The sequence below is a fragment of the Streptomyces sp. NPDC005004 genome (assembly GCF_053600675.1).
On the sequence record NZ_JBSGAH010000007.1, the window covers coordinates 311,798 to 323,739 of the forward strand.

Here is an 11,942-nt window from a genome sequence, read left to right on the forward strand (position 1 = left end):
GCCGCCCGGCGTGATCAGTCCACCAGGTCCCGCACCACCGCGTCCGCGAGGAGCCGTCCGCGCAGGGTGAGCACCGCGTGGCCCGCGTCGTACGGGCCGGGGTCGAGCAGGCCGCCCGACAGGGCCCGGCGGGAGGCCGCGAGACCGTCGGGCTTCAGGAGGGACAGGGGGACGCCCTCGCGCAGCCGCAGCTCCAGCAGGACGCGCTCCACTCGGCGGTCCTCATCGGAGAGGAGTTCGCGGCCCGCGCCCGGGGAACGCCCGGCGGACAGCGCGGCGGCGTACGCGCCGGGGTGCTTGACGTTCCACCAGCGGACGCCGCCCACGTGGCTGTGGGCGCCCGGTCCCGCGCCCCACCAGTCGGCGCCGCGCCAGTACAGCTCGTTGTGGAGGCAGCGGCCCGCCTCGGAGGTGGCCCAGTTGGAGACCTCGTACCAGTCGAAGCCCGCCGCCGAGAGCATCTCCTCGGCGATCAGATAGCGGTCGGCGTGGACGTCGTCGTCCGTCATGGGGACCTCGCCCCGGCGGATGCGGCGGGCGAGCTGGGTGCCCTCCTCGACGATCAGGGCGTAGGCGCTGACGTGGTCGGGGCCCGCGCCGAGGGCCGCCTCCAGGGAGGCGCGCCAGTCGTCGTCGGACTCGCCGGGCGTGCCGTAGATCAGGTCGAGGTTGACGTGCTCGAACCCGGCCGCGCGGGCCTCCGCGACGCAGGCCTCGGGGCGGCCCGGGGTGTGTGTGCGGTCCAGGATCTTCAGCACGTGCGGCTTCGCGCTCTGCATGCCGAAGGAGATCCGGTTGAAGCCGCCGGCGCGCAGCTCGGCGAGGTAGGCGGGGGTGATCGTCTCCGGGTTGGCCTCGGTGGTGATCTCCGCGTCCGGCGCGAGTCCGAACTCGTCGCGGATCGCGCCCAGCATCCGCACCAGGTCCCCGGCGGCCAGCAGGGTCGGCGTGCCACCGCCGACGAAGACCGTGCGGACCTCGCGCGAGTCGTCGCCGAGCACCTTGCGGGCCAGGCGGACCTCGTCGGTGAGGGTGTCCGCGTAGTTGTCCCGGGAGGCGAGCACGCCGCCGGTGCCGCGCAGCTCGGTGGCGGTGTAGGTGTTGAAGTCGCAGTAGCCGCAGCGGGTCGCGCAGTAGGGGACGTGCAGATAGAACCCGAGGGGCCGCTCGGCGGCGCCGGCGAGCGCGGCGGGGGGCAGCGCGCCGTCGTCGGGGACGGGCTCGCCGTCGGGGAGTGCGGAAGGCATGTCCTCCATTGTCCCGTACTCGGGACGGCACCCTGCCGGACCTCACTCCGCCTGGAGCACCAGCAGCGCCAGGTCGTCGTCCGGCAGGTCGGGGGCGAAGCCGAGCACCAGGTCGTGGATGCGCTCCGCGATGCGCTCGGCGTCCAGGCCCGCGCACCCCGCGAGGGCGTGCGCGAGCCCGTCCTCGTCGTCGAACTGGCTGGAGCCGGAGCGGCGCTCGGTCACCCCGTCCGTGACGCACAGCAGGCTGTCGCCGGGCAGCAGCTCGACGCTCTCGCTGGTGTACGTCTCGTCCTCGACCACGCCGAGCAGCGTCTGCGGCCGGGCGGCGCTGCGGACCGCGCCGTCGGGGCTCAGCACCAGCGGCAGCGGGTGCCCGGCGGAGGCGAGGACGCAGCGGAAGCCGCCATCCGCGTGCGGGATCAGCTCGCCGTAGAGCAGGGAGAGGAAACGGCTCTGCGGGCCCTCCCCCGGCGCGAAGGGGCCGCCGCCCGCCGCGATCAGCGCGCGGGCGGCCGCGTCGGCGGCCTCGGTGGCGTCGTCCAGGAGGAGCTGGTTGAGGCGGTCGAGGACGCCCGCGACCGGGTAGCCCTCGCGCGCCAGCAGCCGGATCCAGGGCCGGGCCAGGCCGATCACCACCGCGGCCTCCGGGCCCTTGCCCTGGACGTCGCCCACGGCGAAGCACCAGCGGCCGTCGCCCGCCGGGAAGATGTCGTAGAAGTCGCCGCTGGGGCCGCCCTTGTCGCGGGGCTCGTAGACCAGCGCGCTGCGCACGCCCGGGATCTCCGCGACCGCGCCGGGCAGCAGGCCGCGCTGGAGGACGGCGCTGATGGTGGCCTGGCGGGCGTACTGCCGGGCCGCGCCGATGGCCAGCGCCACCCGGCGCCCCAGGTCCTCGACCAGCCCGGTGACCTCGTCGGGGAAGCGGAGCAGCCCGCAGCGGCCGATCACCAGAGTGCCCAGCGGGCGGCCGCCCGCGATGAGCCGGTAGGCGAGCGCGGTGCCGTGGGTGCCCTCGGGTCCGAGCGCGGCGCCCGGCCAGGGGTAGGGCTCCGGGCCCGAACGCACGCCGTCGGGGCGCGGCGGCTCCTTCTCCAGGGCGCGGAGCAGCTCCTCGATACGGCTCTCGTGGGCGTGCCAGACCCGCACGGGCCCGGAGCCGCAGCCGGTGCGCACGGTCGCCTCGTCCTCCAGCCACACCGCGCACCAGTCGGCGAGCCGGGGCACCAGGAGCTGGCCGGTGAGGGCGGCGACCAGGTTCTCGTCGAGCTGGCCGGCGAGCAGGTCGGACGCCTCGGCGAGGAAGGACAGCGCGCCCCGGCCCAGCCAGTCCCGGTCGCCGCCGGGGCGCTGCGGCTGCGGTGCCAGGGCCTCGGCGGCGCGCAGCGCGGGTACCGGCGCGGGTCCCTCGGGTTCCTCCTTGCCGCCGGGCGGCAGCCGGGCCCACAGGGTCTTGCCGTGGGAGCGGTAGGTGACGCCCCAGGTCTCGGCGAGGGTGGCGACCAGGCGCAGTCCGCGCCCGTGCTCGGGCATCTCGGGCGCGTCGGGGTCGGCGGGGTCGCGGGGGGCGCGCGCCGGGTGGTGGTCGTGCACCTCCACGGTGAACGCGCCGGTCGCCTCGAGGCGCCAGGCGACCTCGACCTCGGTCCCCGCGTGCACGACGGCGTTGGTGACGAGTTCGCTGACGACGGCCATCGCGTCGTCGGCCAGCCGCGCGTCACCGTCCGGTCCGGTCAGTCCGAGTCCCGCCCACTCGGTGAAGGCGCCGCGCACCAGCGCGCGGGCCGAGCCGGGCGCGGCGAGGCTCCCGGCGAGGGTGACCCGCCCTTCGCCGAGCGGGCCCGCGCCGGGGTACGCGGGCGTGTCACCGACGGGGGCGTCGGTCGCCCGCTGGGTCGGTATGGCCGCCATGTCCATGCGGCCAGGGTGACAGACAGGGGGCGCACATAAGCACTGTGTCACCGAAATGAGCGGCCGTGACGGGGAACTGTGCTACTGGTGTGCCAGAAGACGAACACTTTCGAGCGGAGACGGGCGCGAACTCCCCACTTCGGAGGGTTCACGCCCGTTCCCTGGACGCGTGTGCGTGCGGTCGTGGAACTGCGCGCCGGTGGGCCGGGGGCCGGGCGGGCTGGACCCCCGACACCCGGAGCCCGGTCAGGCCTCGCGGGCCCCCGCGTACATCTCGTCGATCAGCCCGCGGTACTCCCGCTCGACGACCGGCCGCTTCAGCTTCAGGCTCGGGGTGATCTCGCCGTGCTCCACGTCGAGGTCACGGGGCAGCAGGCGGAACTTCTTGATCGTCTGCCAGCGCTGGAGACCCTCGTTGAGCTGCTTCACGTACCCGGCGACCAGCTCGACGGTCTGCGGCGCGGCGACGACCTCGGCGTACGACTTGCCCTCCAGGCCGTTGTCGGCGGCCCACTGGAGGATCGTGGGCTCGTCGAGGGCGATGAGGGCGGTGCAGTAGTTCCGGTCGGCGCCGTGCACCAGGATGTTGGAGACGTACGGACACACCGCCTTGAACTGGCCCTCGACCTCGGCGGGCGCCACGTACTTGCCGCCGGAGGTCTTGATGAGGTCCTTCTTGCGGTCGGTGATCCGCAGGTAGCCGTCGGCCGACAGCTCGCCGATGTCCCCGGTGTGGAACCAGCCGTCGGACTCCAGGACCTCGGCGGTCTTCTCGGGCTGCTGGTGGTAGCCCTGCATGACGCCGGGGCCGCGCAGCAGGATCTCGCCGTCCTCCGCGATGCGCACCTCGGTGCCGGGCACGGGCTTGCCGACCGTGCCGGTGCGGTACGCCTCGCCCGGGTTGACGAAGGAGGCGGCGGAGGTCTCGGTGAGGCCGTAGCCCTCCAGGATGTGGATGCCGGCGCCGGAGAAGAAGTAGCCGATCTCGGGGGCGAGGGCGGAGGCGCCGGAGACACAGGCGCGCAGTTGCCCGCCGAACGCCTCGCGGATCTTGGCGTAGACCAGGGCGTCGGCCACCTTGTGCTTGGCGGCGAGCGCGAACGGCACGGAGGCGGTGCCGGTGCGGCGGAAGCTGTCCTGGGACGCCTTGGCGTACTCGCGGGCGGTCTCGGCGGCCCACTGGAAGATCTTGTACTTGGCGGCGCCGCCCTCGCGGGCCTTGGCCGCCACGCCGTTGTAGACCTTCTCGAAGATGCGCGGCACGGCGGCCATGTACGTCGGGCGCACGACCGGCAGATTCTCGATGATCTTGTCCACGCGGCCGTCCACGGCGGTGACGTGGCCGATCTCGATCTGCCCGGAGGTGAGCACCTTGCCGAAGACGTGCGCGAGCGGCAGCCACAGGTACTGCGTGTCGTCCGGGCCGAGCAGCCCGGTCGCGGCGATGGCCTTCGCCATGTACGACCAGTTGTCGTGCGGCAGGCGCACGCCCTTGGGGCGGCCGGTGGTGCCGGAGGTGTAGATCAGGGTGGCGAGCTGCTCGGCGGTGATCGCGCCGACCCGCTCCTTGATCAGCTCGGGGTGCGTCTCCAGATAGGCCGCGCCGCACTTCTCCAGCTCGGCCAGGGTGATCACCCAGTCGTCGGTCTCCACGCCCTCGGAGTCGATGACGACGACCTTGGTGAGCGTGGGCAGCTCGGCGCGCCGCTCGACCGCCTTGGCGACCTGGGCGGCGTCCTCCGCGATCAGCACCCGGCTCTCGGAGTCGGAGAGGATGAACGCCGACTCGTCGGAGTTGGTCTGCGGATAGACGGTCGTGGTGGCACCGCCCGCGCAGAGGATGCCGAGGTCGGCGAGGATCCACTCGACCCGGGTCGAGGAGGCGAGCGCCACCCGCTCCTCGGGCTCGATGCCCAGCTCGATGAGGCCGGCCGCGATGGCGTACACGCGCTCGGCGGCCTGACTCCAGCTCAGCGACTTCCACTCGTCCGGACCGGTGCCCGCCGGAGACGGGACCGGGTAGCGGTATGCCTCGGCGTCCGGTGTCGCCGCCACGCGCTCCAGGAAGAGGGCCGCCACGGAGGGCGGTCGGTTCTCGATCAGGGTCTGTGTGTCGCTCACGACATCCTCCGGGGCCCGCGACGGTGCGGCTGACTCGGTGCGGCTGGGTTGACTCACGTGGGGAACTCGAACGGGTACGGCCTGTTGTTTAACTCGCGAGTAACTATGGGGCAGGGATCAGGGTAAGGCGCGACCGCCCGTCGCGTAAGAGGACTCGGCCTGCGACTTCCCCACAGGGGCCCACGGAACGTCCACGCAGAGCGACCCGCCGCACACGCAGGGGCCCGCCGCACTTGTGTGCGACGAGCCCCTTGTGCCCGGAATTGCGTGTACGGCCCGGAGCCGCGCGCGGTTACTTCTTGGCCTTGCCCGATCCCGTGCTGTCATCGCTGGAGAGCACCGCGATGAAGGCTTCCTGCGGAACCTCCACGGAACCCACCATCTTCATCCGCTTCTTGCCTTCCTTCTGCTTCTCCAGCAGCTTCCGCTTACGGGAGATGTCACCGCCGTAGCACTTGGCGAGGACGTCCTTGCGGATGGCGCGGATGGTCTCGCGGGCGATGACGCGCGAACCGATGGCGGCCTGGATCGGCACCTCGAAGGCCTGCCGGGGGATCAGCTCGCGCAGCTTGGCGACGAGCCGCACCCCGTACGCGTACGCGGCGTCCTTGTGGGTGATCGCCGAGAAGGCGTCGACCTTGTCGCCGTGCAGGAGGATGTCGACCTTGACCAGGCTGGAGGTCTGCTCACCCGTGGGCTCGTAGTCCAGCGAGGCGTAGCCGCGGGTTTTGGACTTGAGCTGGTCGAAGAAGTCGAAGACGATCTCCGCGAGCGGCAGCGTGTAGCGGATCTCGACGCGGTCCTCGGAGAGGTAGTCCATGCCGAGCAGGGTGCCGCGCCGGGTCTGGCACAGCTCCATGATCGAGCCGATGAACTCGGTGGGCGCCAGGATGGTGGCCCGCACGACCGGCTCGTAGACCTCGTTGATCTTCCCCTCGGGGAACTCGCTCGGGTTGGTGACGACATGCTCGCTGCCGTCCTCCATGACCACGCGGTAGACCACGTTGGGGGCGGTGGCGATCAGGTCGAGGCCGAACTCGCGCTCCAGGCGCTCCCGGATCACGTCCAGGTGCAGCAGGCCGAGGAAGCCGACGCGGAAACCGAAGCCGAGGGCGGCGGAGGTCTCCGGCTCGTACACCAGGGCGGCGTCGTTGAGCTGGAGCTTGTCCAGGGCCTCGCGCAGCTCCGGGTAGTCCGAGCCGTCCAGCGGGTACAGGCCCGAGAACACCATCGGCTTCGGGTCCTTGTAGCCGCCGAGAGCCTCGGTCGCGCCCTTGACCTGGCTGGTGACGGTGTCACCGACCTTGGACTGGCGGACGTCCTTCACACCGGTGATCAGATAGCCCACCTCGCCGACGCCCAGGCCGTCGGCCGGGAGCATCTCGGGCGAGTTGGTACCGATCTCCAGCAGCTCGTGGGTCGCGCCGGTCGACATCATCCTGATGCGCTCGCGCTTGTTGAGCTGGCCGTCGATGACACGGACGTACGTCACGACACCGCGGTAGGAGTCGTAGACCGAGTCGAAGATCATCGCGCGGGCGGGGGCGTCCTTGACGCCGACCGGGGCCGGGATCCGCTCGACGACCCGGTCGAGGAGCGCCTCGACGCCCATGCCGGTCTTCGCGGAGACCTTCAGCACGTCGTCGGGGTCGCACCCGATGAGGTTCGCCAGCTCCTCGGCGAACTTCTCCGGCTGCGCGGCCGGCAGGTCGATCTTGTTCAGCACGGGGATGATCGTGAGGTCGTTCTCCATCGCCAGGTAGAGGTTGGCGAGGGTCTGCGCCTCGATGCCCTGAGCGGCGTCGACGAGGAGGATGGTCCCCTCGCAGGCGGCCAGCGACCGCGAGACCTCGTAGGTGAAGTCGACGTGCCCGGGGGTGTCGATCATGTTGAGGATGTGCGTCGTGCCCTGGTCGGGGCCCTCGGTCGGGGCCCAGGGCAGACGCACCGCCTGGGACTTGATCGTGATGCCGCGCTCGCGCTCGATGTCCATCCGGTCGAGGTACTGAGCACGCATCTGCCGCTGCTCGACCACACCAGTGAGCTGGAGCATCCGGTCGGCGAGCGTGGACTTGCCGTGGTCGATGTGCGCGATGATGCAGAAGTTGCGGATCAGAGCCGGGTCGGTACGGCTCGGCTCGGGCACATGGTTAGGGGTCGCGGGCACGCAGGGTCCTGTCTCTTGAGGCGCCTTATGCCTCGGGTCGGATCGATACGTAGTCTCCATGGTCCCACGGAGAGCGACCGGGAGCCGTTTTGGGCCGCCGAGAGGGCCACTGGTACTGTTGATGGCTGTGCCTCATGCCCTCTCGGCGCGAGACACGTACTGAAATCCTTGGATCACCGGTCCGGGGCCCGCGCGGTCCCGTGCCTGAACCTGAAAAGGCTCCTTCGTGGCGAACATCAAGTCCCAGATCAAGCGGATCAAGACCAACGAGAAGGCGCGGCTGCGCAACAAGGCCGTCAAGTCCTCCCTGAAGACCGCGATCCGCAAGGCCCGTGAGGCCGCTGCCGCGGGTGACGTCGAGAAGGCCACCGAGTACCAGCGCGCTGCCGCGCGTCAGCTCGACAAGGCCGTCTCGAAGGGCGTCATCCACAAGAACCAGGCCGCCAACAAGAAGTCGGCGCTGGCCGCCAAGGTCACCGACCTCAAGGGCTGAGTTCTCACCTGATCTGAACGCCGGCGGGACTCAGGGCGGGCCCTCTCTCTTCCGCCCCCCACCGGCTCCCGAACTCGCACGCGGCCTGCGTTCGCCACGCGGGTGCGAGTTCAGATGCTTCATCCGAAGGCCCCGGCCGGACCCTTCCCCAAGGGTTCCGGGCGGGGTCTTCGTCATGCGCGGGTGCGGGTGCGGGTGCGGCGGGACGGTGGCCGGTCGGTGCGGCCGGTCAGTGGCCGCTCTGGTCTGCAGCCGGTCAGTCGTCCTCGCGCAGCCTGCGCCAGATCCGGGTGCGGTGCAGGACGTAGAGGGAGAGGAGCAGGACGAGGATCTGCAGCCCGATGGCGAGCAGCCAGAACTCGTCCCTGCTCTCCAGCTTGTCCGTCAGGAACGTGAAGTTCATCCCGAAGAACCCGGTGAGGAACGACAGCGGCAGGAACACCACCGACACGATGGCCAGCCGGTTGATCACGCCGTTCTGCTCCCCGGCCACCAGCGAGGAGTAGCTCGCGAACGCCCGGCGTGTGGCCTCCTGCAACGACTCGATCTCCGCCAGCACCAGCCTCCCGCTGGTCTGGAACTCCCGCGCGAGCCGCTGCCGCTGCTCGGGGAAGGTGGGGCTCATCATCCGCCGGGTGAGTACCTCGTCGGTCAGTTCCAGGAACGGCCGCAGGTAGTGGTGCAGGAGGGCCGAGCGGCGCCGCAACTGCGCCAGCCGGCGCACCTGCTCGGGGAGCCGCTCCTCGAACATGTCGTCCTCCAGCTCCTCGGTCTCCAGCAGCGCCTCCACCGCGGCCCGGCGGAACGTGCCGAGCGCCTCCCCGAGCAGGAGGAAGAGCACCGCCACGGCGTCGGAGGGCCGCTCGTGCGTCAGCGCCCGGCCCATGGGTGTCGCGAGACCCGCCCGTCCCCGGTGCACGGTGGCCAGGAAGCGGTCGGTCACCAGCACGTGGACGAGGGCGATCCCCTCCCCATGGACGATGGGCACCACCAGTCCGGCCCTGTCCCCCAGATACTCGGCCCGCGGCGGCTCGTCCGCCCGCCCGAACCAGTCCAGCCCCTCCGCGTCCAGGCCCAACTGCTCGGCCATCGACCACGCCTCCGGCCGCTCCTCACTCTCCTCCTCCGGCAACTCGATGTCGACCAGCACGAACCGGTCCCTCGCCAGCCGCTCCCTGGCCTCCGCGACATCCGCCCGCGCGACCGTCGCCTCCGGCATCGACACCACCGTTACGATCATCGCCCCTCGCCGTCCGTGCCGGATGCTGCGGGTTCCAGCGTGGCGTTGGCTTCGGCACTTCCGCACCTGGAGGCACTCGTGCGGGTCGGGGGATGGGGCGAACGGATGAGGGGGGTGCGGGCGTCGGTGCCTGGCGGGGCGGCTCCGATGACGGCCGGGCGGACTTCGACGTCGGATCGCGCGGGCGCCGGTGCCGGGCTGCACCGCAGTGCCGGGCGGTGCGGGTGCGACCCGCGCACCCAGCGGGCGCGGCTCGGGCCGTGGGGCGCGGCTCAAGCCGAACGCGCCACGCCCCGCGAACCGGTCGCCTCTACGCCCTGCCCCTGGAGCGGGCCGCTCGGGCGATGATGACGACCGCCTTCTCCAGGGCGTACTCCGGGTCGTCGCCGCCGCCCTTCACCCCCGCGTCGGCCTCGGCGACCGCGCGCAGGGCTTCGGCGACGCCGTCCGGGGTCCAGCCGCGCATCTGCTGCCGGACACGGTCGATCTTCCACGGGGGCATTCCCAGCTCGCGGGCGAGGTCGGCGGGGCGGCCACCGCAGGCCGAGGAGAGCTTGCCGATCGCCCGCACGCCTTGGGCGAGCGCGCTGGTGATCATCACCGGGGCCACACCGGTCGAGAGCGACCACCGCAGGGCTTCCAGTGCCTCGGCGGTGCGCCCCTCGACCGCCTTGTCGGCGACGGTGAAGCTCGACGCCTCCGCGCGGCCGGTGTAGTAGCGCCCGACGACCGCCTCGTCGATCGTGCCCTCGACATCGGCCACGAGCTGGGCCACCGCGGAGGCCAGCTCGCGCAGGTCGCTGCCGATCGCGTCCACGAGCACCTGGCACGCTTCCGGCGTGGCGGACCGCCCGAACCCCCTGAACTCCCCTCTCACGAACGCCAGCCGGTCGGCCGGCTTGGTCATCTTCGGACAGGCCACCTCCCGTGCGCCCGCCTTGCGCGCGGCGTCGAGCAGCCCCTTGCCCTTGGCGCCGCCGGCGTGCAGCAGTACGAGGGTGATCTCCTCCGCGGGCGAGCCGAGGTACGCCTTGACGTCCTTGATCGTGTCGGCGGACAAGTCCTGCGCGTTGCGTACGACCACGACTTTGCGCTCGGCGAAGAGCGAGGGGCTCGTCAGCTCGGCGAGGGTGCCGGGCTGGAGCTGGTCCGGGGTGAGGTCGCGTACGTCCGTGTCGGCGTCGGCGGCTCTGGCGGCGGCCACCACCTCCCGCACGGCACGGTCGAGCAGGAGGTCCTCCTGGCCCACGGCGAGCGTCACCGGGGCGAGAGGGTCGTCATTCGCAGTCTTTCTTGCCATCGCTCAAAGCATCCCACGCGCCACCGACAACGAACCGGCCCGCACACCCTGACCGGCCCCCGAAGCGACCCCGAGACGATCTCGGGGTCACCCCCGGGACATGGGCGGAATCACGGCAGAGGCGCCACACGGCACCGACTGCGCCCGAGGCGCAGCCGCCCTCACGGCTCCTCGCGCCAGCCGTCCCACTCCCCCGCGAAGGCGTCCAGCTCGGCGGGGTCGAGCCGCCCCGCCTCGTCCCGCAACACCACCAGCCACTGCGCGTCCTCGGCGTCGTCCTCCCCGGCCAGGGCGTCCCGGACGAGCCGCGGCTCCTCGTCGATCCCGAACCGCTCCCCCAGCGCCTCGGCCGCCTCCTCGGCGGCATCCCGGTCGGGCAGCACCAGCACGTGTCTCACATCGCTCACCGTGACATTCTCCGGCACGGTCCCGGCGGCCCGACGCGTCGCCCCCGGTGCCTCACGCCTTGGGGACGATCTGGACGTCCAGCTCCACGCGGATGCTGCGGCCGACCACCGCGATGCCGCGGGCCAGCATGGTCTGCCAGCTGATCGTGTAGTCGTCGCGGTGGAGTTCGGTGGTGGCGCGGCAGGCGGCGCGGGGTTCGCCTTCCATGCCGCTGCCGAGGCCGAGGTATTCGGTGTCGAGGGTGACCGTGCGGGTCACGCCGTGGAGGGAGAGGGCGCCGGTGACGGCCCAGCGGTTGCCGCCTCGGTGGGTGAAGCGCTCGCTGTAGAACTCCAGCGTCGGGTACCGCTGCACGTCCAGGAAGTCCGGGGAGCGCAGGTGGTCGTCGCGCATACGGACGCCCGTGTCGATGGCCGCGGCGTCGATCACCACGTGCATCGCGGAGTTCTCCATGCGGTCGGCGATGCGCACCGCGCCCGCGAAGGAGTTGAACCGCCCGTGGATCCGGGCCAGTCCGATGTGCCGCGCGGTGAAGGCGATGGAGGAGTGCGCGGGGTCGATCTCCCAGTCGCCGCGCGCCGGGGGCTCCGGGGGCTGTGCGACCTGGAGGGTCACATCGCCCAGGGAGGCGAGGGAGTTCTGGCCGACCATCGCGGTCGCGCGGTAGGGCGCGTACCCCTCGGCCGCGACCGCGAGCCGGTACTCCCCCGCCGGGACCGTGGCCATGAACAGGCCGTAGGGGTCGGTACCGCCGCTGACCACCTTGCGGCCGACGCTGTCGATGACCGTCAGGTCCGCGTTGCCCACGGGCTCGTAGACCGGATCGAGCACCCGGCAGCTCAGCACGCCGGCGTCGGGCGGGGTACGGACCGCCGCCAGGGGACTCGTCCGGTGGAACCGGTTCGTTCGTTTTTCCAGCCACCGGCCGAACATGTACGACACCTCTGTGCGCCTCGACATCATATGTTGCCGAAGATTCATTCGATCACCTGATGCGGCTTTCGAGCAACACGAGCCCACATCAAGGCAATCCGGCCCATGCGCCGGACTCGACC

General features: G+C 71.7%; 9 protein-coding genes. 1 reads left to right on the forward strand and 8 read right to left on the reverse strand.

Annotated elements, in window-relative coordinates:
- Positions 1-14 precede the first annotated feature (14 nt).
- The 4 genes from hemW to lepA form a co-directional block, all read right to left on the reverse strand.
- Entirely contained in the window at positions 15-1,247 is a 1,233-nt protein-coding gene (hemW, locus tag ACWEEU_RS12845) for a radical SAM family heme chaperone HemW (RefSeq protein ID WP_385744170.1), read from the reverse strand.
- Positions 1,248-1,289: 42 nt separating this feature from the next.
- The gene (locus tag ACWEEU_RS12850) at positions 1,290-3,158 is read right to left on the reverse strand and encodes a SpoIIE family protein phosphatase (protein ID WP_451731591.1); all 1,869 of its coding nucleotides are present in this window, start codon (positions 3,156-3,158) and stop codon (positions 1,290-1,292) included.
- A 246-nt stretch (positions 3,159-3,404) separates the two neighbouring features.
- Positions 3,405-5,279 carry an AMP-dependent synthetase/ligase gene (locus ACWEEU_RS12855; protein ID WP_451731530.1) on the reverse strand — a complete coding sequence of 625 codons (1,875 nt, stop codon included), beginning with the start codon at positions 5,277-5,279 and terminating at the stop codon, positions 3,405-3,407.
- A gap of 292 nt (positions 5,280-5,571) precedes the next feature.
- Complete coding sequence (gene lepA, locus ACWEEU_RS12860) at positions 5,572-7,446, reverse strand: translation elongation factor 4 (protein WP_385744166.1); 1,875 nt, start codon at positions 7,444-7,446, stop codon at positions 5,572-5,574.
- A 226-nt stretch (positions 7,447-7,672) separates the two neighbouring features.
- On the opposite strand from lepA, the gene rpsT reads away from it, so the two are divergent.
- Complete coding sequence (gene rpsT / locus ACWEEU_RS12865) at positions 7,673-7,939, forward strand: 30S ribosomal protein S20 (protein WP_161178162.1); 267 nt, start codon at positions 7,673-7,675, stop codon at positions 7,937-7,939.
- Positions 7,940-8,195: 256 nt separating this feature from the next.
- Here the strand turns inward: rpsT and ACWEEU_RS12870 are convergent, their stop codons facing one another.
- The 4 genes from ACWEEU_RS12870 to ACWEEU_RS12885 form a co-directional block, all read right to left on the reverse strand.
- The gene (locus ACWEEU_RS12870) at positions 8,196-9,179 is read right to left on the reverse strand and encodes a CorA family divalent cation transporter (RefSeq protein ID WP_451731535.1); all 984 of its coding nucleotides are present in this window, start codon (positions 9,177-9,179) and stop codon (positions 8,196-8,198) included.
- A 310-nt stretch (positions 9,180-9,489) separates the two neighbouring features.
- Positions 9,490-10,479 (reverse strand): DNA polymerase III subunit delta, encoded by a 990-nt coding sequence (gene holA / locus ACWEEU_RS12875; protein WP_451731538.1) that lies wholly within the window; start codon positions 10,477-10,479, stop codon positions 9,490-9,492.
- A gap of 161 nt (positions 10,480-10,640) precedes the next feature.
- Positions 10,641-10,886 carry a hypothetical protein gene (locus ACWEEU_RS12880; RefSeq protein WP_161178987.1) on the reverse strand — a complete coding sequence of 82 codons (246 nt, stop codon included), beginning with the start codon at positions 10,884-10,886 and terminating at the stop codon, positions 10,641-10,643.
- Between the two features lie 52 nt (positions 10,887-10,938).
- Positions 10,939-11,820 (reverse strand): YceI family protein, encoded by an 882-nt coding sequence (locus tag ACWEEU_RS12885; protein WP_385744159.1) that lies wholly within the window; start codon positions 11,818-11,820, stop codon positions 10,939-10,941.
- Positions 11,821-11,942 lie beyond the last annotated feature (122 nt).